Below are 25,285 nucleotides of genomic sequence, written 5' to 3'. Positions count from 1 at the left end.
CCGTACACCCTGTTCACCGGCCAGTGGGCCGACCTCCCCTTCGAGGAAGTCGCGCGCCTCGCCTCGGGCTGGGGCTACGACGGCCTGGAAATCGCCGTCTCCGGAGACCACCTGGACGCCTGGCGCTGGGACGAACCCGGCTACGTCGAGTCCAAACTCGCCGTCCTGGAAAAGTACAACCTCAAGGTCTGGGCCATCTCCAACCACCTCAAAGGCCAGGCCGTGTGCGATGACCCCATCGACTTCCGCCACGAAGCCATCGTCGGGTCCAAGGTCTGGGGTGACGGGGAACCCGAAGGCGTCCGTCAACGCGCCGCCGAGGAAATGAAACACACCGCCCGCCTCGCCAAAGCGTTGGGTGTGGACACCGTGGTGGGGTTCACCGGGTCCTCCATCTGGCAGTACGTCGCCATGTTCCCGCCCGTCCCGGAAAAGGTCATCGACGCCGGCTACCAGGACTTCGCGGACCGGTGGAACCCCATCCTGGACGTCTTCGATGAATGCGGGGTCCGCTTCGCCCACGAAGTCCACCCGAGTGAGATCGCCTACGACTACTGGACCACCGTCCGGACCCTCGAAGCGATCGGCCACCGGCCCGCGTTCGGCCTGAACTGGGACCCCTCCCACTTCATGTGGCAAGGCATCGACCCCGTCTCCTTCATCTGGGACTTCAAAGACCGGATCTACCACGTGGACTGCAAGGACACCAAGCTCCGCCCCACCGGCCGCAACACCGTCCTGGGCTCCCACCTGCCCTGGGGCGACCCGCGCCGCGGCTGGGACTTCGTCTCCGCCGGACGCGGGGACGTGCCCTGGGAATCCTCCTTCCGGGCGTTGGCCGCCATCGGCTACAACGGCCCCATCAGCATCGAATGGGAAGACGCCGGAATGGACCGCCTCCACGGCGCCCCCGAAGCCCTCGCCGCCCTGAAGAAATACGACTTCCCCGCCTCCCAAACCAGCTTCGACGCCGCCTTCAGCAGCCATCTCAAAGTCTGACCAGAGGAACCCAGTCTACGTACGCGCCAGGTGCTTTATGCCTGACGGAAGTATCCCCGAGCCTCGTCGCACTCAGCTCGTTGCATCTCAGCGTTAAGTGGCCGGGCTTTCTGAAAACCTCCTCAGGCTGAGCCCCGGCCGAGTCAGCGCGAGGTTCGCATGATGCTTGCACACGCTATTTGGAATCTCAGCCAGGGTCCAGTGAGCCGCCTAGCTCCCGAGGTAAACCCGGGAGCTAGGCGATTGTCACATACTTTCGGTAGAAGGCTGCGGCTATTGCTGGTGTGGGCGGGCCAGCGTGGGACCGACGTCGCCGAACGGGGCCTGCCTAGAAGCTATGGTTTTGATGCGGTCGCGGCAAGCGAACCATCCTCCGATCATGAGGCTTACGGCCACGATTGTAATGATGAGCGTAGGGGGTGAGTCGATGAACGTCATTATGAGCACTGCGCCCAGAAACAGGAGCGAGATGTAACCCGTGTAGGGCGCACCGAACATTCGGAAGGAGGGGCGGGCGAGTCGGCCTTTATCCGCCCAGCGTTTGAGCTGAATCTGGCATAGAAGTATGGTGGCCCAAGCGACGATGATACCGACCGCTGCAACGCTTAGGACGATTTCGAAGGCATCGCCGGGGACAAGGTAGTTAAGCGGGACGCCGAGGAGGGAAACTCCTGCGGTCAGTGCAATGCCTCCGTACGGTACGCCTGCCCTGTTCATGCGAGAGGCAAATTTCGGGGCTGAACCGTTGACCGACATGGAACGCAGGATACGGCCGGTGGAGTAAAGGCCGGCATTGAGCGAAGACAGGGCGGCGGTAAGGACTACCAGGTTCATGATGACGTCCATGCCCTGGATGCCGACGGAGCCGAAGAACGTCACGAAGGGGCTCACGCCTTTCTGGTAAGAGGTGTACGGGAGCAGCAGGGAAAGCAGGATGACGGAGCCAACGTAGAACACTGCGATCCGCAAAACTACAGAGTTGATGGCTCTTGGCATAGTCTTCTCAGGGTTCTTGGTTTCGCCCGCGGCAGTGCCCACCAACTCGATCGAAGCGTACGCGAAGATGATGCCTTGCATCAGAACGATCATCGGCAGCAAGCCGGAGGGGAAGAACCCGCCATTGTCTGTGATGAGCTGAAATCCTACGGGGGAGCCCGTAGGCGTGCCAAAGACGACGAAGTAGGTTCCGATGAGGAGGAAGGCCCCGAGCGCCGCCACCTTAACGAACGCGAACCAGAATTCCAATTCGCCGAACACCTTGACGGAGACAAGGTTCAGTCCCAGCACAGCGACGAGGGCGACCAAGGCCCATGCCCATTGCGGAACTGCTCCGATCCAAGCAACGTAGTTGCCGAAGAAGTTCATATACAGCGCAACGGCGGTTATGTCCGCCACTGTCGTCGTGGCCCACGCAACCCAATAGAACCAGCCGGACACAAAGGCGGCCTTCTCGCCATAGAATTCACGGGCGTAGGACACGAACGATCCTGACGTAGGCCGATGAAGCACCAACTCACCAAGCGCCCGAAGGATGAGGAAAGCGAAAAATCCGCATAAGGCGTACGCAATGACTAACGAAGGTCCTGCGGCTGCCAAGCGACCACCTGCGCCCAGAAACAGTCCTGTGCCAATAGCGCCGCCAATGGCGATCATCTGGATCTGCCGGGGCTTCAAGCTCTTGTGATAGCCAGCCTCTTCGGCCTGAAAAGAGGGGGATTGATCGAGATTTCGCCGCTCTGACAGCAGGTCAAGCTCGGGTTGTGAAGTGGACATGGGGGACCTTTCTGGAGGTCATGATACTGATGCGATCAGACGGGAGGTTCGATGATTCCGTAGTGAATGTCCGCCGGGCTCGGGGTTTCGCACGTCCCGTGGCACGGCGTTCTGGCGAAAGGAGGGCAAGGCTGCAAGCTTGCCGCGTGAGCGGAGCTCGTGGTCGGGTCGATAGCAACGAAGGACTCTCAACGGTGAGTTGAGGATATGCCCCAAGTCACAGATAAATCAACAGAAAGTTGCATGTTTGTCCAATATTTTAACATTTCACGCGGCGTCTCGCTCGCTCGTCTTTGTTTTCATTGGAGAATCTCCACCTTTTGTGTAATCATGACAAAGGTTAGCGAGCCCGCTCGCATTCCACTGTGGGATGCGGCGGGATTACCGGGACCTCCCCGGTTTTCGACTCATTTCGAAGGCGAGATCATGACAAGTTCAGTCACTAGTCCACCCCTGTACGCCAGAGCGCGGCGCGTAGGGGATTTGCTCTTCGTTTCGGGGCAGCTTCCGATAAACGACGCCGGACTCCTCTACCCTGGACAGGTCGGAGCGGACATCACACTCGAGCAGGCGCAGGAAGCGGCAGCCTTGGCAGCCCAAAACTGCCTTGCCGTTGTTCGAGATACTTTAGGGTCTCTGGATGCCGTGAAAGGCGTCGCGCGACTGGGCGGGTATGTAGCCACGGGGGAGGGCTTCAGCAATGCCCCAGCCGTAGTGGATGCGGCTTCGCAACAGATTTTGGAAGCCCTGGGTGAGCGTGGGCAACATGCACGCCTCGCGCTCGGCGTAGCATCCCTCCCCTTGGGAGCCAGCGTCGAGATCGAGTTGGCGGTCCAATGCTGACGTCAGAGAACCTAATTCCCATGGGTGCGCAAACACGCAGTCAGATTCGAAACCCCTTGGAAGAACTGAGCCTGACCGAGCTTCGCAAGCGCACGAGCATGAAATGGCGCGTCCACTCTGGTGACGTGCTGCCGCTCTGGGTCGCTGAGATGGATGTCCGGCTCGCGCCCGCGGTGGCTGAGGCCCTCCACCACGCCATCAACGAAGGTGACACCGGTTATCCCGTTGGGACGGCCTACGCAGAGGCCTTCTCTGCTTTCGCTGCCAGCAGGTGGTCGTGGAATGGCTTGGAAGTTAGTCGGACGGCGATTGTCCCCGACGTGATGATGGGTGTCGTCGAAGTCCTGCGCCTTGTCACGAGCCCTGGTGACGCCGTAGTAGTCAATTCTCCGGTGTACGCACCCTTTTACGCCTTTGTCACTCACGATGGTCGGCAGGTCGTGGAGGCACCTTTGGGCCATGACTTGCGGATCAGCCTTGATTCACTCGAAGAGGTCTTTCTCCGAATCAGGCAACAGGGACGGAAGGCGGCGTACCTGCTCAGCAACCCCCATAACCCGACCGGCACCGTTCATACAATGGCCGAGCTGGCTGCGGTTGCTGAGCTCGCGAGTAAATACGACGTGAGGGTGGTCTCGGATGAAATTCACGCTCCTCTTGTTTTGCCCGGTGCGCAGTTCATCCCGTATCTAAGCGTTCCTGGGTCCGAGAATGCCTTCGCCGTGATGTCAGCTTCCAAGGCCTGGAACCTCGCTGGGCTCAAGGCAGCCCTGGCTGTCGCCGGATCTGGAGCCGCAGCAGACTTGGCCCGTATGCCCGAAGAAGTCAGTCACGGACCAAGCCACCTCGGACTCATTGCCCACACGGCCGCACTTCGGCATGGGCAGGACTGGCTTGACTCGCTCATCCAAGGACTCGACTCAAACAGGACCCTGCTTCGACAGCTCGTTACACAGCATCTACCTGGGGCTGGGTACAAGGAGCCCGAAGGTACGTACTTGGCATGGCTGGACTGTCGATACCTTAAAAGCGAGCCTCAGGATAGGCCCTCGGGACTCGCGGTGGTGACCGATCTGGCGGGGCCAGCCAAGATTTTTCTGGATAAGGCAGGCGTCGCCTTGAGCTCCGGGCATGTATTTGGAAGCGGTGGAGCGGGCCACGTTCGACTGAACTTCGCGACCTCCCGGGCGATCCTCACAGAAGCAATTGAGCGGATGGGGCGCGTTCACCCATTGCCGTGACTTGGTAGGCGGGCCCGCCACCGCAGCTTGGGCCCGCCTCAGCTGCCAGCGTCTGATGTTCCGTTCACTTCGTTGAGATAGTTGTAGATCGTGAACCTCGTCACTCCCAAGGCCGCGGCAGCTGTCTCGGCCGCCTGCTTGATCAGGAAGAATCCCCGGCGATCCAACTCGGCCACCACCTCAACCTTGTGTTCCTTGCGCATCTTCTGGGCCGGCACCCCCACAGCTGCTATGGCGGCCTCAATAAGGCGCCCGCTCAGATCTTCGACACTGTGCGGAAAGTACTCGCTACCGTTCGCCGGGGCTAACGCCGTTTGTGTGCGCTGGGCAGCCATGGACGTGTGACCCTGAGTCGGACCGGATTCGGAACCGAGGACAAAACGGTCCATTGCCGCACGCAGGGAGACCCACGCCGAGACGTCGGTGTTCAAGCACAAGGCCGCCGCCGCGCGGCCGTCCTTGTCTGTATAAATGATTGTGCTGCTTTGAAGTATCCGGCCATCGGGCAACTGGGAGCGGTAGCCGATCTCGTGGCTAAGATCGCCGGCAGCAACTCGTTCCAGCAGCTTGTCTGTAGGTGGATCGCCGATTCGCCGACCCGTCACTACGCCGGCAATTGCCCTCACCGTGTCCGGGATGCGTTGAAGATCGTGCAGCACAACTTCTGTGGGCTGGGGAACGGCGGCTTGTAGCGGCTCCACCAGAAGCTCAAGAACGCAGTTGATGGACTCGGCATCCAAGGCTTGGAGCCCCCCTGGAGCCGGGGCCATCAAGCCCGTTGATTCTTCCACGATGCCGGTCCTCCTGTGACTATTTGACCTGTTGTTGAGTTCACTTTAACACCTTGTTAAAGCGACTACACTGAACAACTCGTCTTCGCGGAAGGGAACGGGCAACATTGCACGTCCTGATTCAGGCCTGCGGTACTACTTGGGCGGCAAGTGTGGCAGCTGCCATGAGTTCCTCCTGTGGAGCGCCGGCGGCGGCTTCAACACTGAGTCCGTAGATGGAGGCCATGACATATCGTGCGAGGGCTATGCAATTGGTGCCTACTGGAAGATCACCGTCCACTACTGCCTTGTCAAGCCGGATCAGGACTGCTTGCCGAAATTCCTCGCGGGCGGCAGCGAGCAGGTCGACTATTTCGTGGTGCAGCTCGCCGGATGACAGTCCCGCCTGCACTGTCATGCAGCCGGCGGGCCGACCGGGGGAGGTGAATACCTTAACCCTGCCGGTAAGAAGCTCAAGAACCGCCTCGTGCGCAGTGGGCTGCGCCATTGCGTCGTCCAACTGAACGTTGCGTTCGCACATGTAGCGGTCCAAGGTCTTTTCGAACAAGTCCCGTTTACTGCCAAAGGCTGCGTACAGGCTTGGTGGGTTAATGCCCAGTGCCTTCGTCAGATCAGCGATGGACGTGCCCTCGTATCCCTGGCGCCAGAACAGTTCCATGGCTGTCTGTAGTGCCGCTTGATCATCAAAACCTCGTTTACGGCCTCCCGGCATAACGGGCCCTCCCTATTCGTGCAAAGCTCTCGATTTGCCTTTTCTGTAGTAATCGTTACAGTATATCCCATGAGTTCTTTAGCGAACACTACAGAAAGGTCGATTCGGATGGGCAAGCTGAGCAATAAGACAGCAGTGATCACGGGAGGTAGCAGCGGCATCGGCCTGGCGACTGCGAAGAAGTTTGTCGCGGAGGGTGCAACGGTTTACATCACGGGTCGCCGTGAAGAAGAACTCGCGAAGGCCCAGGCCGAAATTGGCGGTGATGTGGTTGCCGTACAGGGTGACATCGCGAATTTGGCAGATCTTGACCTACTGTGGGCCCAGGTTAAGCAGGAGCGTGGCTCTGTCGACATTATCGTCACCAACGCCGGGATCGCTGAGGCTGCGTCACTACCGGCGGCGACCCCGGCACATTTCGACAAGACGTTCGCCATCAATGCCCGTGGCACGTTCTTCACCGTGCAGAAGGCTCTACCTCTGCTTAATGAGGGCGGATCCATCGTCCTGATCTCCGGTGTCGGGCACATGCTTGGATGGCCGGATTTCCCTGCATACTCTGCCAGCAAGGCGGCTGTACGCTCATTTGCCCGCAGCTGGGCGGCCGAGCTCATGGGTCGCCGTATCCGGGTGAACTCAGTGAGCCCGGGCCCCATTGAAACACCGATTCTGGACAGGCTATACGCCGGTGACTCGGATCCTGAGGCTGTTCGGGCAGGGCTGGTCAGCACCGTCCCCATGGGGCGCATGGGAGGAGCGAATGAGATTGCTTCCGCCATCTTGTTCTTGGCCTCAAGCGACAGCAGCTTCATCACCGGAACTGACATGGCCGTCGACGGCGGGACCACCCAGCTCTAAGTTTCAACAGACGCCCGGAACTGCACAGTCGGACGAGGCGGCACCATCCCGGAGTATTTCTAAGGTTGGCCGCCCGTACAGCCCGTAGACCTGGCCTGCAAAACCACCAACAACAGATGAAAGAGGAACTCATGTCTGTACGATCTACTACCACTTCCACATTCCAGGCAGATGTCCTCCAGAACGACTTGCCGGTCCTGGTCGACTTCTGGGCACCTTGGTGCCCCCCGTGCCGCGCCGTTGGACCAGTTCTTGACCAGCTGGCCAAAGAGCAGGCCGGCAAAGTCGACGTCATTAAGGTGAACGTCGATGAGAACCCCGAGCTCGCGCAGAAGTACGGCGTCACCTCAATTCCCGCTTTCCGGGTGTTCAACAACGGTGACGTCGCCGGCTCGTTCGTTGGCGCCATGCCAAAGGAAGCCTTCGAAGACAGGCTCGCCCCCTACCTGGGCTCGGCAGTCCGCAACTGACGCCTCGTGTGCCCCGGTATCCAAGGCCGGGGCACACGAAGACTACCCCTCACTGCAACAAACCCCCGCAAACGAAGGAAAGAAACTTTGGCCTACCACGAGCACACCGACCACCGATACCTCCGCCACCTCCGAAACGCCGCCCCCGACGCTGTAAAGTCATTCCTCGCCTTCGACCAGGAAGCGTTGAGCGGTGCCGGTAAAGTCATCTCCCGCAAGAACACCGAGCTCATGGCGGTCGCCGTGGCCCTTACTACCCAATGTGCATACTGCATTGAAGCGCATGTGAAGGCCGCCAAAGCCGAAGGTGCCACCGCCGAGGAATTGGCCGAAACGGTCATGATCGCGTCGGCGCTGCGAGCTGGCGGCAGTTTCGCACACGGTTTCATGGCCATGAAGTTCTTTGAAGGCGCACCTGACGCCGTAGCCGCTGGACACTCGCACGCTACGGCCGAAGTTTCCTGAGTTCCTGACCTTCCCGGTTGGGAAAGAAGTGAAGGGCCCTGGGCGAAAACCGTCTTCCCCGGGGCCCCTCATTGATGCTTCGCAGGCCTTACCACGTAATTCTTCCGCCACTAGAAAGGCGCCTACATGCTGTTTTCTCCCTTGATTCTAGGCGAGCTTGAGCTGCCAAACCGACTTGTTATGGCTCCGTTGACGCGCACGCGTTCCGGGGACGAAGGTATTCCTGGTCCCTTGGTGGCCGAGCATTACCGCCAGCGCGCCTCCTTGGGCCTTATTGTGAGCGAGGGTATCTATCCGGTACCCGCTGGTCGTTCTTACCCTGGCCAGCCAGGACTCGTCACCGAGGACCAGGTCTCTGCCTGGAAGAAGGTTACGGGAGCGGTCCATGACGAGGGCGGCAGGATCTTCGCCCAGATCATGCACGGTGGCCGTGTCACACATGAGGACATCACCTGGGGCCATCGTGTCGTAGCCCCCAGCGCCGTAGCCATGGATGGCGAGGCGCGGACTCCGGAAGGCAAGAAGCCCTACCCTGTGCCGCATGCCCTGACCATCGATGAGTTGCCGGCTGTCATTGATGAACTAGTAACAGCTTCCAAGAACGCAATTGAAGCAGGATTCGACGGCGTTGAACTCCACGCCGGCAACGGTTTTCTCCTGCACGAATTCCTTTCTCCCAACACGAATGTCCGCACTGACAGCTATGGCGGAACCCCGGAAAATCACGCCCGCTTCGTGATCGAAACCGTTGAGGCGGTCGCAGCGGCGGTGGGGTCCCACCGCGTCGGAATCCGCATTTCCCCTGAAAACGAACAGCACCAAATGGACGAAGCCGATAACGCCGTAGCCCATGCCACCTACAAGGTACTCGTGGACAGCCTAGCTCCGCTTAGTCTCGCTTACCTGAGCGTGCTTCACCATGACCCAACAAGCGATCTTGTCCAGGACTTGCGCTCACGTTTTGGTGGCGTTTTTCTCGTCAACAGCGGTTTTGGGGTGGTCACCACCCGAGAGGAGGCGATTGCCCTTGTGAAGGACGGCCACGCTGACGGCGTAGTGGTGGGCAGGCCCGCCATTGCCAACCCTGACCTTGCCCGCCGCTGGGAAGGCGGCCTTCCTCTGAACAAACCGGATGCGGCGACTTTCTACGGCGAAGGTGCCAAGGGCGCCAAAGGCTACACCGATTACCCCTTCTATCAAGAGTCACTGACGTAGGGTCTTCCCGCGTTCAGGCTCCCGGCACCTTCCGGTCGAGAAATGCCGGGAGCCGCTTGTTTGCAGTCGGGGTGCTTCCATGCGGAAGTGGCGGTCCATTCATCGGGTCGTCGCAGATGGCATTGGCCGACGGTACGCTGCTCCTTCTGTTTGGAGGAGAGTCGAAAATGGGCTGACGAAAATGTCAGTGAAGAGGACTTCAACGCTTCTGTCGTCAGAAGGTGGATTGATCGAGGGTCCCACGGCGTTCATTTTGTGGCGGTGGCGCTATCGGTTTACGACAATATCGCTTGCCATCTGCCTAGTGACTCTGATTATGAACAACTCCGGCGTGCCGCAATCCTGGTTTACCAACACAATGGTTGCCTGTATGGCGGCCAGTGTCATCCCTGTCATCGTGCTCATCAATTGGTGTGCCGTTCGGGAACGCGCGGAGAGCGGGCAGGTTATACAACTCTTAGGACGAGTCGAAACGAGTTGATGCAGCGGGATCCATACATGGGCCGGGTCATTCGTTTGGCGGGTGCAACACCCTTGGAGCGTCACCATTTCCTCCAAATAGTTGCAGCCACCAAAGTGCAAGTGACCGCTGAAGCCACCAGCCGCAAAGCCGTGAGCTGATCCATAATGCGCAACTCTGTCACGATGTTGCCTGGGAACGCACTGGTGAGCAGTCACTAACGGAGCGAGCGAGCAACTTCCACCCTCAGCAAGACAACACATAGACGAATCGGCAGCGCCCGGTGATGGATGCCCTTATGGGTCCAGTGTCGGTGACTTAACGGGCAACAAACCGACCTTGCCCGTGACGCGTTTTGGGATCAATTGGGTAGCCAAGCTCCTCAAGGAAATCAAGTACCTGGTTGGGATGGTAAGTCCAGAATGTCCACCAGGTTCCGTCCGTGCGGAGGAAGCCTAAACCGTGAGATGTATCGAGGCCCCTCATCGTCCGGTATACGAGCCTGACCTCACTCCGTTCCAGCGTCCATGGGCCGAAAAACCTGCCCAATCCATGCCGCGCCCGGAACTCCAGCTGCTCCTTTGTCGGGACGAGAAGGATCCGCGGGGTACCGGCCCGGAACTTTCCCGGGAGAGCAAGCCCTCCCCTGAATTCCTTCTGCATCCGAGCCCTTCCAATCCCGCTAAGTCGCCTCTATCAACCCACACTAGGGGTGACGGTTGGATTCCGCTCGCGCTCTGATAACCGTGTACGCAAGTGGATCCCCATGCGGGCGCTTGAACGCTCGGTGGACACCGCCTCACGGGCGGCCCGGAGCTATTTACGCCGACGGGAGGGCAGCGACGCATTTACCGCGAGAAAAGCTGCGGGTATCCCGTGGTGCGGCCTGATATTTGGCGCCTATAGTCTGGGTATGAAGGCACCTTGGCGCAGCTTGGCAATTCTTGCATCGGCTGCATCTCTGGCTACTGTCGGGGCGTGCGCAGCTCCCGCGCCAACGCCTTCTACAACCTCGGCGTCCTTGCGCCTCGTGACCATCGATGCACACCAGACGATGGCCATGGACGCACAGTTTTGGGGCGAGCTGGTAGTGGATGAGGATGGTTGCGTTCGGGCGAAAGGTCCCGGAGATTCTTCCCTATACACCCTGGCATGGCCCCAGGGCTATAGGGTCCGAGGAGATTCGGAGTCGTTCGAAATCGTCGATGCCAGCAATTACGTTGTAGTGGGATCGGGATCTCAATTTTCAATCGGCGGCGGCCTTTGGGACTACCCACGGGATAACTGGACGGAACGCAGTTGCGCCAAAGGCAGTCTGTGGATAGTCGCAGACCCCCGGATGTCTCACGGCTAGGGACAGGGGAAAACACCGGGGAACGGTCCTAGCTGGATCATAAGGAGTGTCCCGTCCTGAGTGTTTTTCAAGAACGCCCGTAAGCCGATCGCTCACCGGGCGCCTACAGACTCGGCTCGAGGCTGGGATCGCGCCGGAAACTAGAGACCATCTGTTCGAAGCTCAGTTCGTGCTTACGGATTCGTGCAGCGTCCAATTCCGAGTTCAGGAACGGTTTTCGCTTTCCAATAAGGAGAACATCACGGGCCTTTCCACCATCCTGGAAGGGTGACGTAAGTGGAAGGAACGGGGCCAACGCCTCCGATTCCACATTCTCGGGCAGGTGCGCGCGAAGCCACGCGAGCTGCTCTGTTGTGAAGAGATTGAATGGAATCCTCAGCGTCTTGAGATTTGTCAGCGAACCAAGAGGCTGAACTCGCCCATCGTCAATGCGCTTTGGAAGCAGGCTTAGGTTCAGCAGGTTCTTTAGCGCTCCTAGAGGTTCCAAGGTCTCGAAGGTTGACCTGTCCACTACAGCGTCTCCAAGAATGAGTTCCTTCAATGCCTTCCCTGCACAGAGGTCATCGAGCCGATGAAGCCGAGTAAAATCCTCGATGGCCAACGCCGTCAGATGCGGCGTGCAATCGAGGTCCCACAGGCGGGCAGATCGTTGGTTCCAAAAGATCGAGACCATCCGGAGCGCCTGAAGGTCCTCCAAGGGTGTCAGGTCTTCCAGCTTTGGGCATTTCCAAAACTCGATCGCCTGGAATTGCGTTCCATAGTCGACCACCAGTCGCTCAAAGCTTGACTGGTCTAAGCCGCTAACTCGAACGGCCGTCGCTTCAGGGCTGTCTTCGATCTTCGAGAAAAGACTCACATCGACCTTACCGACCCCAATCTCTGGCTGGACGAGATCGAGGAACCATGACGCGTCGCTGTCGCCCGCTCGTCGTAGTTGCAATAGGTCATAGGGCCTTGTTCCATGACCGCTCCGTCCGCTTGAGTACGCCCGACAAATGACCATACAGAATCTATCCTTCAACTGGCACTGGCAATGCGAGAACAGGTTAGGTCCGCGTCGCCGAAGTACGAATGAGCTGCGGACAAGCGTCAGCCTGGACAAGGCTGCAAGTTCGGGCACCATCGGCTAGAACGAGGCCGCAGTTGACGTCCCACTTCGCCCGTAAGCCGATCCCTGACCGAACGCAAGACGGCTGCTATGTACGTAGAAGTGTGTCGTGGACCGCCACGTGCTCGCCGACCCGTACGACCAATTCGCCGCCCATTCCTTCCCAACGGGACCAGACGTGGAACTCAATGACGCCGCGCTCGTCTCGGACACTGATCTTCACCGGGGTCTCTCGTTCAAGAACAAGGCGCACTTCGTCGCCGTTGAGCCAGCGGATGCTCGCTGACCCAGCGATCTCGTCCCAGGTGAGCGTTACGGTGCTTCCGTCGTTCGCCCACGCGACCAGAGAGACCACCCCAGGTTGATCAGACGGCTCGACCCCAACCCCGATATCACTCAGGTCTTCAAGCCTTGGAACTTCAAGCTGCGCGCTCATAACCACATGCTGCCATACCAGCCCGCCACAACGTTGGGGGGGGCAGCTGCACGCTGGAGGATCCCTCACCGAAGGGATAAGGGTTCCGAATGAGCTCTCCGTTGTCGGTCATGACGACTCCCCGTTGGCTGGCCGATTCATCCCCTCAATTTCCAGCGTCGGAGTCGATATGGAACAGCTCGGTCTCTATACAGCCGCTATTGCCTTGCACTATGCCGAAGGACACCGACTACCCGCCCCACCCACAAATACCGCACGGATCATTTCCCGGGAATCGGCGGCTCCTTTGGTCCCGGGCAGCCAAGACTCTCCTCACACCTCATTCCGGGGTTGGCATGACCAGCCTCCGGCCTGTGCACTTCACGCGCACTAGTATGTGCTAGTAACGCAGCCATCAAACTTATCCGCTTCAATGCCTTTCGTCACGCGGATATTTAAGGAATCACCGATGTTTAGAAAACCTGATCCTCTGTCCTACTCAAAGGGTCTGACGATCTCTGATGAACTGATTGACGGCAGACACGGCCCGATTCCGGTTCGAAGGTATGCGTCCGCGACCGGAACCAGTCAGGACAAAGCGCCGCTCATTTGGCTGCACGGTGGCGCGTTTAGTTGGGGAGGGCTGGACCAGCTTGAGTCGCACGCCGTTGCCTGTGCCCTAGCGAACGAAGGTTGGCTTATACTCACCGTTGACTATCGTCTTGCCCCGCCTTGGAGCTGGATGAAGAAGCCAAAACCAGGGGACATGCCCGGCATCCGTTATCCGGTGCCGCTGGATGACGTCGTTGATGTCACCACTGCCATCAGCCAAAGGGCGCCCCACCAGCGCTTCCTTATCGGAGGAGCAAGCGCCGGCGCCTGCCTGGCCGCTGCCGCAACACTTCGCTTACGCGACGAGAAAAACGAAGGGCCTGACAGGCTGGTCCTGGCTTACGGCACCTTCCACGCAGCACTGCCAGCGTTAGCACCTGAAGTCAAAGCCAGAGTCCGGGGGCGCTACGGAATAGCTCAGGCCAACCCCGCGACAGTCGAACGAATGAACCGGAACTACGCCGGATCCCTTGAGGCCATGTCCGACTTCCAAGCCTTTCCCGGCGGTGGCGACCTATCAGATTTCCCCCCGACTCTCATGCTGGATGCAGACCGCGACACGTTCAGGGCATCAGGACAAGCATTCCGCGATGAACTAGTAGCTGCCGGAACAGCAGTCGAATACCGCGTCGTCACAGACTCTCGTCACGGATTCTTCGACAAGCCAGAAACGCCAACGTTCGCAGAAGGCATCAGACGAATCCATGCCTGGCTCGATCACGGAGTGATTGAACCGGGAAACCTGGCATCTTCCAAGGACAAATAGCCGACGCCTGGTCTTCGGCGCAGCTACTAATGAGCCCACCTGGAAAGGCCGATATTGGACCTTTTGTGGGGTTGATGGGTGGACATCGGTGCGGCCTAGGATTCGGGCACCTGCCAGGCCGTGTTGTCATGCTGTCGTTGGTTTAGCACAACTAAAGCAGGACAGCGCCGCCCATACCAAGGATCGTGCGCCCACCAGCATTACGCCTCTGATACAGCTGACACGGGACTGCCCCGGGGAGCAGTGCCTACGGCCGGAAACTGAGGATGCCGGCTAACAGAATCCATACCGACAGCGCCATGACGATCAGCTTTATGGCGATGTCGATGACGTCGCCCCATGGCCGACGGGTCCTATTCACTAGCGGTGCAATCCACTCTTGATACTTCACTACGAATATGCTGAACAGGCCAACGGCAGCCGCGACGAAGCTGATGCCGACTACTACCTGTGCAACGGATGGAACCTGGAGGAAGGAATCTCCTCATATCAACATGCCTGGCTAGGGAGTGAGGCCGAACCGGATCATCGTGCCGCACACCACGAGGCCTACTCCGCCGGATATGGCGAGCCACATCGAAATCTTCACGGCCACGTGTTTGCGCCAGGCAATCTGACTCATCTTGACCATCTGATGCGAGAGGACAGGCAAGAGATCTCTCTTGCCAATGGCCGCGGGCAGGTCTTCAGGGTTCCAGTATTGCAAGTGCCCGAAGTAGATGAAATTTTCCGGATACTCGCCTTTGACGTGACGCATACGAAGCCGCGGGATCACGACCCACACTGAGAAAGCAGCGGCGATAAGTAAGGCCACGATGCCGCCGTAGTAGAGCACGTTCTGCCAGGGACCCTGAAGGATATTGAACATCCGCTTGTCGCCGGATAGCGCGATGGTCGTTGCCACACCGGCAGACTCAATCGTGAAGGCGAACGAGGCCTTGGCGTCAACCTTGCCCGTCCAGTCAACAATCGCGCCGTGGATCTTCCAGGCTGTCTCCAGCGACTCTTTGCGCGTGTTATCCGCCACGGGTTCTGCCTTCTTGTTCCGCCACATTAGAAGGACCGCCGATAAGACGACTTGTAGTACGAGTACTTCTTGCCACCCATCTCGTACTTGAACGGTCCTTCCCACATGCTGACACCCTTGGAGAGTTTGGTTTCGTCAGCCAAGTTCTCATAGACACTCTTCGCGATAAAGGTATTGAACCTGGCCTGGCGTTTGTCGCTCAGCTTCGCGGCTCATGGTTGATAAGCGAACCATGAATGGACTCGCGAGGGCCGTTTCCGGCGAATCGACGTCGACCTTCGTATTGGCAGCAAGGGCAAACTATCGGGGATCCTGCAGTTGAAGTGATGGCTTGAAAACTTCACAAATTCAGCAACGCCGCACCAGCGCCTCAACTCGTTCGAGAGTGGATGGGGCATCGGCCTCCAGCTGAAACGCAAGTCCGTCTGGACGGTGCGCAAACGGGCACAAGGTCTTGCGTGCCAACAAGAGGCGGGGGACGCTGGCAACCGCATGAGAGCTGGCAACGACCGTCGTGGTCAGTGTCGCTTTAAGATCGGCTTGGATAAGTGCGACTAGGACCGATAGAAGGACTCGGCGTTATCCCCTTACTTCCCCAAGACGCCACCACTTTGCGCTATTTGCGCGGTCGACTCTCTGTGAACCAAAGAAGCTGCGGCAACGGGAAACGCCGGCATCGGATATCCCTCGGCCAGGTTCAGGGCGAGGTGCGCTGATTGTTTGCCGAGGCTTTCCATGTCTATTTCCACACTTGAGATGGATGGTACGAACCGCCCCGCCACGGGGGAATTGTCATGCCCGATGACAGAAAGATCGTCAGGGACGTTCAGACCACTGCGGACAGCTCCGGCGATGACGTCGGCAGCAACGTCATCGTTGTACGCGACGACCCCGGTCACTCCTTCAGCAACCCACTGCGCTGCAGCGGAAATACTGGAACCGTCCCGGTAGTCGACTTGTCGGACAAGCGGCGAAGAGATGCCAGCTTGGGTACAGACCTTCGTGACGACATCGAGCCTTGTCTCAACGAAGGCTGCCAGCCGTGGATCGGGTGGGCAGGCAAAGCCGAGCTTTGTGTGGCCCAGGCTGAGCAGATGCTCAGTCTGAAGCCTGGGTCCTGACTCGAGATCCGCGACCGCACCCATGCTGGGCGCCTCGGGATTCGGAATGATGTTGTGGATGCCGAGAATTTTCAAGTCGGCGAGATCTTCCGCCGAGAATGGCTTATAGCCTATGACTACTGCAGGTTCCAGTACCGCCCATAGAGGAGTGGCACTGCTATTGGGCTGGGGCGTGAACGTAATGAGGGCGTATCCGTGGACGCCGAGCGTATGCGTAAGTGCCTCGAGATTTGTCCGGAGGCTATGCTCCAGCGGCCAATCGGGCAGGACAAGCAGCACAATCTTGCTCTTGCCGCTCCTCAGGGCGCGCGCGGCGTGATGTGGCTTGTAGTTTAGGGCGGCTGCTGCCGCCAGAACACGTGCACGTGTTTCTTCCGAGATGGTCTGACCCTTTGTCCTATTCAGAACGAAGCCCACAGTTGCGGGAGATACGCCGGCCTCCCGGGCAACATCTGCTGCCGTCGCCCTTCGGGTCAAAGTCCGAGTCACTGGCATCACTCCTTGAATCGTTACAAAAATATCTTGCCACCATAAAAAAGGCTTGCTAGCATCATAGCCATCCACTAGTACGTACTAGTGATCCTACCCACTTTCTTTGACAATGGAGTCCCCATGAATTCTGAGACACCCCCGGTCTCCGTCGCACCGGAGTCCCCCATTACGGGTGCCCATGGAGTTGAGGCCGAAACAGTACCGGCGGCATTCGTCCAGGAGCCCGATCTTCCGAAGGTATCCGCCAAGTACATCTGGCTTATGGTCCTGGCCCAGTTGGGGGTTTTCATTGCGTTCATCACCCCTATCGCGATTTCGTTGGCGGTCAAGGTGAACCAGATCGCACCAGGTCAGGAGCAGAATCTCGGCTATATCCTCGGTGCCGGATCTTTGACCGTTATGCTGACCGGGCCATTGCTCGGCATTTTGAGCGACCGGACTCGTACACGTCTGGGCCGACGCGTCCCCTTCATCGTGGGCGGCACCGCGCTCGGTGTGATGTCCCTGGTCGTGATGGCAAATTCGGCTTCCATCCCGGTACTGATGATGGGCTGGATGCTTGCCCAACTCGGCTGGGGACAGGCACTGGCCGGCCTGAACGCCTCCCAAGCTGACCGGCTGCCCGAGTCTCAGCGCGGAAAGGTCTCCGGCCTTGTCGGGTTTGCAACGCAGATTGGACCTGTGATTGGAGTTATTTCCGCAGGTTCATTGATGAGCAACAGCCTGTTGCTCTTCCTCGTCCCGGGCATCGCCGGCGTCGTCTTCTGCCTGCTCTTCGTCCTGTTCGCCCGTGAAGCTTCCAGCAAAGACCTCGTAGTGCAAGACCGTCTGAGTCTTCGACTCATTGCTTCCAAATACCTCTACAACCCCAGGCAATACAAGGATTTCAGCTGGAACTGGCTGGCACGGTTCCTGTTCTACTTTGGCCTGACTCTAAACACGACGTTCACGGCCTTCTTTATGGCTTCACGGCTCGGTGTTTCCCTGCAGGAGGTTGCTGGTGTGATCGCCACGCTTGGGGGAATTGGCATCCTCGCCACTACCGCTGGAGCAATCGGCGGCGGCTTCCTCTCAGATAAGATCCGGATGCGCAAACCGATTGTGCTGGCCGCCGCGCTGATCTTCGCCACTGGCATCGTCGTCATGGCCTTCGCTCACGACCTGAACATCATCATGATCGGCTCGGTCCTGACTTCGATTGGCATCGGCGGCTTTTCCGCTGTCGATCAGGCGCTCCTGCTTGATGTCCTTCCGGAAAAAAAGACCAACGCTGGACGCTTCCTTGGTATCACCGGGTTTGCAACTTCCATCCCGCAGGCTGCAGCACCCCTGCTCGCCCCGCTCTTCCTAGCGATCGGTGCCACTGCCACGGAAAAGAACTACACCCTGCTCTACCTGGTGGCAGCCGGTATCACCCTGCTCGGCGGACTTGTGGTCCTCCGTATCAAGTCCGTCCGCTAGCCATAACGCCCAAACTCAAGGATTCATTCATGACTTTCCAAGACAACGGTGCCCGCTTCGTCACCGCAACAGGCCACAGCGGACGAGACGGAGACCCCGCTCTCTACTTCCGTCGCACTTTCCAAAGCGGCAATGACCTTCGGCGCGCGACGCTGCGGCTTACAGCTATTGGCGCGTTTGAAGCACGGATCAACGGCACCGTGGTCGGGGACGAAGTCCTGGCTCCCGGCTGGACCTCTTACCGCAACCGGCTGATCGTAAGCACACACGATGTCACCACCCTTCTGGTCCCGGGTGAGAACGCGCTGGGCGTGCTTGTCGGCGAGGGCTGGGCGCTTGGCCGGCTGGGCTGGGAAGGCAAACGCAACCACTACTCCGACCGCGCGGGCGTCTACTTCGAACTCGCTCTCGAGTCCGCAGATGGCGTGGAGTACATCGTCAGCGATACAACCTCCCGCGTGAACACAGGAGGGCTGCGCGCAAACAGCATCTACGACGGCGAAGACTACGATGCCACCCTCGAACCCGTGGGTTGGGATTCGCCTGGGTTCGACGACACTGCATGGGGCAGGGTGGAGGTCCTCGATTGGCCACTTGAGTCGCTGGCCGAGCCGATCGCTGAACCAATCCGCCGCATCGAGGAGCTCACCCCGAAAGCGGTGCTCGGCACCCCTGCTGGGCGGTCAGTCCTTGATTTCGGCCAGAACATCTCCGGCCGCGTCCGGTTCACGGTGGAGGGGCCGTCGGGTACCACAATTGTCCTGCGCCATGCCGAGGTTATGACCAACGGGGAGATGGACTATGAGACGATCCGCGGCGCGAAGGCCACCGACCGCTATACCCTTTCCGGCAGAGGACCGGAAACCTGGGAACCACGTTTCACCTTCCACGGTTTCCGATACGTCGATGTCGAAGGCTGGCCCGGCGATTTAGAAACCGCTGACATCGTGGCCGTGGTGACGCACACGGACATGAAGCGCATAGGATGGTTTGAAACATCAAACCCGCTGCTGAATAAACTCCATTCCAATGCTGTTTGGTCCATGCGGGACAACTTTGTCGGTGTCCCTACTGACTGCCCCCAGCGCGACGAGAGATTGGGCTGGACCGGGGATCTCAACGCTTTCGGTCCCACGGCCGCCTTCCTCTATGACGTCCGCGGAGTCCTCGGATCCTGGCTGACCGACTTGGCAATCGAGCAGAGGATCTCTGGCAGTGTTCCTTGGGTTGTCCCCGATGTCCTGCCCAACCCATCCTCTCCGACTGCCTTGTGGAGCGATGTCGCCGTCAGCCTGCCATGGACTCTGTATCGGGAGTACGGCGACGAGGACATCCTTCGCAGATCCTACGCGTCGATGACCTCTTTCATCCGCCAGGTCGCCGGACTCCTTGATGAAAGTGGACTATGGAGCAAGGGATTCCAGTACGGCGACTGGCTGGACCCTGACGCGCCGATGGACAACCCCGCCGGAGGCAAGACCGACCGACACCTGGTTGCAGCCGCCTACCTGTGCAAGACCACCCGTGAGATGGCACAGACTGCGCAGATCCTCGGTCACATGTCCGACGTCGAAGAATTTTCGGCCTTGGCAGAGAAGGTTCGTGCCGCTTTCCGACACGAATACGTCGCTCCTTCAGGCCGGGTCGTGAACGAAACAGTCACCGGCTATGCTCTGGCGATCACCTTCGACATCCTTACCCCCGAGGAAAAGGCGCACGCGGGCAAGCAGCTCGCCGGAATTGTCGCCAAGGCCGGCTACCGCATCTCCACCGGCTTCGCAGGCACTCCCTTGGTCACCGATGCCCTGTCCAGTACCGGCCATCTCGACGAGGCCTACTTGTTGCTTCTTGAAACCGGATGTCCGTCCTTCCTGTACCCGGTCACCATGGGCGCTACGACCATCTGGGAACGCTGGGACTCGATCCGCCCGGACGGTACCGTCAACCCCTCCGGAATGACCTCGCTGAACCATTACGCCCTGGGAGCAGTCGCCGACTGGATGCATCGCACCATTGGAGGCCTAACCGAGGACGCCCCCGGCTACAAAAGCATGCGCATAGCACCCCGCATCGGAGGGAATCTGACCCACGCGACCCTCAGGCACAACATCACGTATGGCGAGGTGTGCGTTACGTGGAGCCTCGAAGGCAACCGGGTGAGCCTGAACGTCAGCATCCCCACCGGAACTACCGCCGCGGTTGAGCTTCCCTTGCACCCGGACAACGCCACTGTGCTCATTGAAGCCGGGAATCACCAGTGGGACTACGAACACCTCGTCGCCGAGCAACAAAACTACACCATGGACACACCCTTGGGTGTCCTTGCCGGAACACCGGAGGTCTGGCGTCGTGTCTCCGCCGTCTTTGCCGAACACCTGCCCGGTATCCCCATCGACGGCACAGCCCCGGAAGCGGCGGCAATGTCACTGAACACCATTCTTGAATTCATTCCCGGTGCCTCCCAGGCCCTGATTGACGACCTCACAGCGGCGGTCACCCCCGAAGGAGCAAGCGCATGAACACCCCGAACCTGAGAACCCTGACCCTTGAGCAAAAAGCATCTCTGCTCTCTGGCCGGGACTTCTGGAGCACCAAAGAACTCGACGACGCCGGCATCCGCTCCATTGTCCTCACCGACGGACCCCATGGGATCCGGCGGCAGGCGGGGGAGACGGACCACCTCGGCATCCACGACAGTCTTCCCTCCACCTGCCTTCCACCGGCAGTGGCTGTCGGATCCAGCTGGAACACGGACATCGCAGCACGGGTCGGTGCGGCCATTGGGCGGGAAGGACGGGCCTTCGGCGTAGCCATTGCCCTGGGCCCGGGCGTCAACATCAAGCGCTCTCCGCTGTGCGGGAGGAACTTCGAGTACTACTCGGAAGATCCGCTCCTCTCCGGAGTACTGGGTGCCGCGCACGTCAATGCCATGCAGGGCCAGGGCACCGGTGCTTCCGTCAAGCATTTCGCCGCGAACAACCAGGAAACCGAGCGAATGCGCGTCAGCGCAGAGGTCGATGAACGGACTCTTCGCGAAATCTATCTCCCGGCCTTTGAGCGTGTAGTAAAAGAAGCAAACCCAGCCACCGTGATGTGCTCCTACAACAAAGTCAACGGAGTTTACGCGTCGGAGAACTCCTGGCTACTCACATCAATACTGCGGGATGAGTGGGGTTTCGGCGGCGCCGTCGTCTCTGACTGGGGCGCGGTTAGCAACCGGGTAGAGGGCGTCAAAGCAGGCATGGACCTGGAAATGCCAGGCAGCGGGGGAAAAACTGATCAAGAGATTGTGGACGCCGTCCGGTCGGGAGACCTCAGTGAAGAACTGGTGGACGCGAGCGTGCGCCGCGTCGTAAGACTCACGGAATTTGCCCCCGAAGAACAGTTGACTTACGATGTCGCGGAGCACCACGCCCTGGCACGCGAACTGGCAGCCGAGGGCATTGTTCTGCTGCGCAACGAAAAAGAGACCCTGCCCCTGACGGCCGGGCAACAGATCGCGGTCATTGGCGCGTTCGCTGACGCCCCGCGATACCAAGGCGGCGGTAGCTCCCACATCAACCCCACCCGCCTCGACAGCCCGCTCGAAGCAATCCGCGACCAGGCGCTGATAATGAATTCCAGCGTCGCCTACGCTCCTGGATTCACTGTCGACGGTTCAGGTGATGAAGCGGCCCTGCTTGAGGAAGCTGTCAGTGCAGCGTCCTCCGCTGACATCGCAGTCGTCTTCGTTGGTCTTGGGGACCGCGAGGAATCCGAAGGATTCGACCGCGATACGCTGGCATTGCCGTCGACACAGGTCGCACTGCTGCAGGCCATCGCCAAGGCAGCCCCTCGGACGGTCGTTGTCCTGTCCAACGGAGGTGTCGTCTCCCTCGAAGGATGGCATGACAACGTCGATGCAATCGTCGAAGGGTGGCTGCTTGGGCAAGGCGGGGGACATGCAATGGCCAGCGTCCTCTTCGGCTTGTCGAACCCTTCCGGGCATCTGGCCGAAACCATCCCCTTCCGGTTGGAGGACAACCCGAGCTACCTCAACTTTCCTGGCGAACAGGGCCATGTCCGCTACGGTGAAGGCGTCTTCGTGGGGTACCGGTACTACGAGAGTGCCAACGTCCCGGTGCGCTACCCCTTCGGATACGGGCTCAGCTATACCCAGTTCAGCACTACCGCTTTGTCCGTAGAAAGCAACGGTGTCGATGGGGCTTCGGTACGTGTCACCGTTCAGAACACGGGACAGCGGGCTGGAAAACATGTCATCCAACTGTACGTCTCCACGACAACCGGCCCGGTCCGCCGGCCGGTGCGTGAGTTGCGGGCTTTCACCAAAGTTGATCTTGAGACAGGGGAGGAGCAAACCGTCGACTTCACCCTTGACCGCCGAGGCTTTGCCTACTGGGATGTCGAACTGGGGCAGTGGGTGGTGCCAGCTGGCGACTACAGCGTTCAGGTGGGGACCGACTCCTCAACCGTCGTTGCCGAAGAGGTCATTCATTTGCAGGGCGACTCCATCACGCGTCCGCTCACGATGCAGTCCACGGTCGGTGACTGGTTCGGCCACCCCGTCGTCGGGCAGGTACTGATGCAAGGAATGGCGTCGGCGATGACCCCGGAACAGGCCGACCAAGCAGAGCAGAACCCCGACGGTCTGAGAATGGTTGAATCGATGCCCATGCACCAGTTCCTCGCTTTCACAGGAAGCGTGTTTCCCCTCGAAGTCCTCGAATCGCTCATGGAACAGACCAGGGCGCAGTCATCCACTCAGGTGGTGCCGGCATGAGGCGCGCCCGAGTGTTCCTGACCGGTGCTGCGGGCAACTGGGGACGGAAAGTCTTGGACGAATTCCGCACGCGTGCCGACCGATTCGAAGTCGTTGCACTCGTCCTGCCAACAGCGAAGGACCTCAACGTCATTCGCCAGTACGAGGACATGGAAAACCTGGAAGTCGTTTTCGGAGATCTTACAAACTACGAAGCGGTTGAACAATGCGTCCGGGGCGCTGACTTTGTGCTCCACGTTGGTGCCGTTGTCTCGCCCTTGGCCGACGAACACCCCGAACTGGCAATGCGGGTCAACGTGGGCAGCATGCGCAACATCATCGCCGCTGTCAAGGCCCAACCGGACCCCGCCGCCATCAAAGTGGTCGGGGTAGGCTCTATCGCGGAAACCGGGGACCGGAACCCTCCCCACCACTGGGGTAGGGTCGGCGATCCCCTCCGTGTCTCCGAATACGACGAGTACGGTCAGTCCAAAATCATCGCCGAAAAGGAACTCGTGGACTCGGGACTTCCTGCCTGGGCATGGTTGCGGCAAACAGGGATCTTCCACCCAGGAGTTCTGGAAATCCGTGACCCCATCATGACCCACTCCACCTTCACTGGAGTTATGGAATGGGTCTCTGCTGAGGACGCGGCCCGTCTCATGGCAAACATCTGCGAAGCCGGAGTACCTGAAGAGTTCTGGTGCGGTATCTACAACATCGGGGGAGGGGAGGCATGGCGACTGGGGAACTGGGAACTCCAAACCCGGATAAGCGCCGCCCTCGGCGTCAAGGATGTCCGCGGCTGGTACGAACGCCACTGGTTCGCGACCCGCAACTTCCACGGACAGTGGTACACGGACTCGGACAAGCTCGAAGAGCTCATCCCATTTCGCCGGGATACCGTGGACGCCGCCCTGACCCGCGCCCTCGACCAAAATCCCGGGCTGCGCATGGCCGGAAAAATCCCTACCTGGATCATCAAGAATCTGGTCATGAAACCGCTCACGCTCAAACACCGCGGAACCATGGCCTACGTTCGGGACAACAACGACGAGGCCATCACCGCCTACTTCGGCTCCCGGGCGGAATGGGAAGAAATAGGCGGATGGGACACGTTCTGGCCCCCACGCCCTGCGCGGACACCAACGTTCCTTGATCACGGTTATGACGAAACCCAATCTCCCTTGGATTGGTCCATCACCGATTATCAGGATGCTGCAGCTTTCCGCGGCGGAAACCTGCTCACTACCAAAACCACGGCCGGGGACATCAGCACACCTCTGCAATGGACCTGCGCCGAGGGCCACACGTTCTCCGGAAGCCCCCGGCTTGTCCTCCTCGGCGGTCACTGGTGCCCGGTGTGCGTCCGCAAACCGTCGGAGTACCGGAAGCAAGCAGAACTGAACCGTTTCCTGGCCCAGATCGAGCTTGCCGGCGAGGTTGTCCCGGTGCCGAGCGCGTGAGCCAGGATCATCAGGTCTCCAGTGATGCCATGGTTGTGACTGACCAGAGCGTCAGCGGACAGCACGGCCCCATCCCCATCCGGCACTACAGATCGTCGCACGCGGGTACGGAAGCGACGCCCGTAATCTGGTTGCATGGCGGTGCTTTCGCTTACGGCGGCCTTGACCAGGCCGAAAGCGATGCGCCCGCCCGTGCAATGGCGGCTGCCGGGCGCCCGGTTGTCACCGTCGATTACAGGCTGGTGCCACGGTGGAGCTGGATCAAAGCCCCAAAACCTGGACAGCTGCCCGGCATCAGGTATCCCATACCCCTGGAGGACGTCTTGGATGTTATCGCCTCGGTCCGGGCAAAAGCCCCCGACGGCAAGTTCTACCTCGGTGGCGCAAGCGCTGGTGCCTGCCTTGCCGCCGCCGCAACTGTCCGCTTACGCGACGAGGGGCATGTCCCTCAAGGACTCATCCTCTGCTACGGAACCTTTCATGCGAAACTGCCACCCCTCAGTTCTGAGCTCCGCACTCGTATCCGCGGACGCTTTGCCCTGACGCAATTCCGGGCCGGCACGGTGCAAAAGATGAACAGGGCCTACGCCGGAAGATTGGAATTTATGGACCGCCCGGATGCGTTCCCGGGCGGTCACGACCAGACCAGTTTCCCACCAACATTAATGATTGACGCTGACCACGACTCCTTGCGGGCATCGGGAGAAAAATTTGCCGGAGAACTCCGCACGGGCAAGGTTTCACTCGACTATGAGGTCCTCGCCGGCTCCCGGCATGGGTTCCTGGACCAACCAGACACGGAGCACTTTCACGAAGCGATGCGTAAGACCTCTCAATGGCTCCTCAGTAGCGATCACCTGAGCCGTTAGTGTTCCGG

Annotated in this window: 23 protein-coding genes; 15 read left to right on the top strand and 8 right to left on the bottom strand. The window is 59.6% G+C overall.

Translation table 11 applies throughout. The features are described 5' to 3' along the window. Positions 1 to 999: sugar phosphate isomerase/epimerase family protein (locus AC1DD5_RS20625; RefSeq protein WP_477522624.1), on the top strand; the 999-nt coding region annotated here is incomplete at its 5' end. Between the two features lie 273 nt (positions 1,000 to 1,272). Here the strand turns inward: AC1DD5_RS20625 and AC1DD5_RS20620 are convergent. After that, the gene (locus AC1DD5_RS20620) at positions 1,273 to 2,772 is read right to left on the bottom strand and encodes an amino acid permease (protein ID WP_477522623.1); all 1,500 of its coding nucleotides are present in this window, start codon (positions 2,770 to 2,772) and stop codon (positions 1,273 to 1,275) included. Positions 2,773 to 3,198: 426 nt separating this feature from the next. Here AC1DD5_RS20620 and AC1DD5_RS20615 point away from each other — a divergent pair, with 426 nt between their 5' ends. Both AC1DD5_RS20615 and AC1DD5_RS20610 read left to right on the top strand, forming a co-directional pair. Beyond that, positions 3,199 to 3,615, top strand: coding sequence for a RidA family protein (locus AC1DD5_RS20615; protein ID WP_477522622.1), 417 nt, complete (start codon positions 3,199 to 3,201; stop codon positions 3,613 to 3,615). 20 nt (positions 3,616 to 3,635) lie between these two features. After that, positions 3,636 to 4,856 (top strand): MalY/PatB family protein, encoded by a 1,221-nt coding sequence (locus AC1DD5_RS20610; RefSeq protein ID WP_477522621.1) that lies wholly within the window; start codon positions 3,636 to 3,638, stop codon positions 4,854 to 4,856. Positions 4,857 to 4,894: 38 nt separating this feature from the next. Here the strand turns inward: AC1DD5_RS20610 and AC1DD5_RS20605 are convergent, their stop codons facing one another. Then, positions 4,895 to 5,647: a helix-turn-helix transcriptional regulator gene (locus AC1DD5_RS20605; protein WP_477522620.1), complete on the bottom strand. Its 753-nt coding sequence runs from the start codon at positions 5,645 to 5,647 to the stop codon at positions 4,895 to 4,897. A gap of 121 nt (positions 5,648 to 5,768) precedes the next feature. Further along, positions 5,769 to 6,305: a TetR/AcrR family transcriptional regulator gene (locus tag AC1DD5_RS20600; protein WP_416416427.1), complete on the bottom strand. Its 537-nt coding sequence runs from the start codon at positions 6,303 to 6,305 to the stop codon at positions 5,769 to 5,771. 162 nt (positions 6,306 to 6,467) lie between these two features. On the opposite strand from AC1DD5_RS20600, the gene AC1DD5_RS20595 reads away from it, so the two are divergent. The 5 genes from AC1DD5_RS20595 (at position 6,468) to AC1DD5_RS20575 (ending at position 9,988) form a co-directional block, all read left to right on the top strand. After that, on the top strand, positions 6,468 to 7,217 hold the full coding sequence (locus tag AC1DD5_RS20595; protein ID WP_477522619.1) for an SDR family NAD(P)-dependent oxidoreductase: 750 nt from the start codon (positions 6,468 to 6,470) through the stop codon (positions 7,215 to 7,217). Positions 7,218 to 7,282: 65 nt separating this feature from the next. Then, positions 7,283 to 7,687, top strand: coding sequence for a thioredoxin (gene trxA / locus AC1DD5_RS20590; RefSeq protein ID WP_477522618.1), 405 nt, complete (start codon positions 7,283 to 7,285; stop codon positions 7,685 to 7,687). An 87-nt stretch (positions 7,688 to 7,774) separates the two neighbouring features. Beyond that, positions 7,775 to 8,152 (top strand): carboxymuconolactone decarboxylase family protein, encoded by a 378-nt coding sequence (locus AC1DD5_RS20585; protein WP_416416425.1) that lies wholly within the window; start codon positions 7,775 to 7,777, stop codon positions 8,150 to 8,152. Positions 8,153 to 8,278: 126 nt separating this feature from the next. Then, positions 8,279 to 9,367 carry an alkene reductase gene (locus AC1DD5_RS20580; RefSeq protein WP_477522617.1) on the top strand — a complete coding sequence of 363 codons (1,089 nt, stop codon included), beginning with the start codon at positions 8,279 to 8,281 and terminating at the stop codon, positions 9,365 to 9,367. 480 nt (positions 9,368 to 9,847) lie between these two features. Then, complete coding sequence (locus tag AC1DD5_RS20575) at positions 9,848 to 9,988, top strand: hypothetical protein (RefSeq protein ID WP_477522616.1); 141 nt, start codon at positions 9,848 to 9,850, stop codon at positions 9,986 to 9,988. A gap of 1,296 nt (positions 9,989 to 11,284) precedes the next feature. On the opposite strand, the gene AC1DD5_RS20570 is transcribed toward AC1DD5_RS20575, so the two are convergent. Then, positions 11,285 to 12,037: a hypothetical protein gene (locus AC1DD5_RS20570; protein WP_477522615.1), complete on the bottom strand. Its 753-nt coding sequence runs from the start codon at positions 12,035 to 12,037 to the stop codon at positions 11,285 to 11,287. 340 nt (positions 12,038 to 12,377) lie between these two features. After that, complete coding sequence (locus tag AC1DD5_RS20565) at positions 12,378 to 12,725, bottom strand: hypothetical protein (RefSeq protein WP_416416423.1); 348 nt, start codon at positions 12,723 to 12,725, stop codon at positions 12,378 to 12,380. Here AC1DD5_RS20565 and AC1DD5_RS20560 point away from each other — a divergent pair. Further along, positions 12,679 to 13,098, top strand: coding sequence for a substrate-binding domain-containing protein (locus tag AC1DD5_RS20560; RefSeq protein WP_477522625.1), 420 nt, complete (start codon positions 12,679 to 12,681; stop codon positions 13,096 to 13,098). The two genes, AC1DD5_RS20565 and AC1DD5_RS20560, sit on opposite strands and share 47 nt — an antisense overlap. Before the next feature lie 348 nt (positions 13,099 to 13,446). Continuing rightward, a complete protein-coding gene (locus AC1DD5_RS20555) occupies positions 13,447 to 14,082 on the top strand; it encodes an alpha/beta hydrolase (protein ID WP_416416421.1) in 636 nt (211 codons plus the stop codon). A 247-nt stretch (positions 14,083 to 14,329) separates the two neighbouring features. Here the strand turns inward: AC1DD5_RS20555 and AC1DD5_RS20550 are convergent, their stop codons facing one another. From AC1DD5_RS20550 to AC1DD5_RS20540, 3 genes are all read right to left on the bottom strand, one after another. Further along, positions 14,330 to 14,473 carry a hypothetical protein gene (locus AC1DD5_RS20550; protein WP_416416420.1) on the bottom strand — a complete coding sequence of 48 codons (144 nt, stop codon included), beginning with the start codon at positions 14,471 to 14,473 and terminating at the stop codon, positions 14,330 to 14,332. Positions 14,474 to 14,584: 111 nt separating this feature from the next. Continuing rightward, a complete protein-coding gene (locus AC1DD5_RS20545; protein WP_477522614.1) occupies positions 14,585 to 15,109 on the bottom strand; it encodes a Pycsar system effector family protein in 525 nt (174 codons plus the stop codon). A 587-nt stretch (positions 15,110 to 15,696) separates the two neighbouring features. Continuing rightward, positions 15,697 to 16,719, bottom strand: a complete 1,023-nt coding sequence (locus AC1DD5_RS20540) for a LacI family DNA-binding transcriptional regulator (RefSeq protein WP_477522613.1) — start codon at positions 16,717 to 16,719, stop codon at positions 15,697 to 15,699. A 123-nt stretch (positions 16,720 to 16,842) separates the two neighbouring features. Here AC1DD5_RS20540 and AC1DD5_RS20535 point away from each other — a divergent pair, with 123 nt between their 5' ends. The 5 genes from AC1DD5_RS20535 to AC1DD5_RS20515 are packed head-to-tail and all read left to right on the top strand — an operon-like array spanning position 16,843 to position 25,277. Beyond that, positions 16,843 to 18,183 (top strand): MFS transporter, encoded by a 1,341-nt coding sequence (locus AC1DD5_RS20535; RefSeq protein WP_477522612.1) that lies wholly within the window; start codon positions 16,843 to 16,845, stop codon positions 18,181 to 18,183. A gap of 29 nt (positions 18,184 to 18,212) precedes the next feature. Next, complete coding sequence (locus tag AC1DD5_RS20530; RefSeq protein WP_477522611.1) at positions 18,213 to 20,702, top strand: alpha-L-rhamnosidase; 2,490 nt, start codon at positions 18,213 to 18,215, stop codon at positions 20,700 to 20,702. Continuing rightward, positions 20,699 to 22,963, top strand: a complete 2,265-nt coding sequence (locus AC1DD5_RS20525) for a glycoside hydrolase family 3 C-terminal domain-containing protein (RefSeq protein ID WP_477522610.1) — start codon at positions 20,699 to 20,701, stop codon at positions 22,961 to 22,963. Before AC1DD5_RS20530 ends, AC1DD5_RS20525 begins: the two co-directional genes overlap by 4 nt. Next, entirely contained in the window at positions 22,960 to 24,408 is a 1,449-nt protein-coding gene (locus AC1DD5_RS20520; protein ID WP_477522609.1) for an NAD-dependent epimerase/dehydratase family protein, read from the top strand. Before AC1DD5_RS20525 ends, AC1DD5_RS20520 begins: the two co-directional genes overlap by 4 nt. After that, positions 24,405 to 25,277 carry an alpha/beta hydrolase gene (locus AC1DD5_RS20515; RefSeq protein ID WP_477522608.1) on the top strand — a complete coding sequence of 291 codons (873 nt, stop codon included), beginning with the start codon at positions 24,405 to 24,407 and terminating at the stop codon, positions 25,275 to 25,277. Before AC1DD5_RS20520 ends, AC1DD5_RS20515 begins: the two co-directional genes overlap by 4 nt. Positions 25,278 to 25,285 lie beyond the last annotated feature (8 nt).

It is taken from the genome of Paenarthrobacter sp. 10L420 (assembly GCF_056395385.1).
Note: the sequence above shows the minus strand (reverse complement) of the source record. Positions and strands in the feature narration are given on the sequence as shown.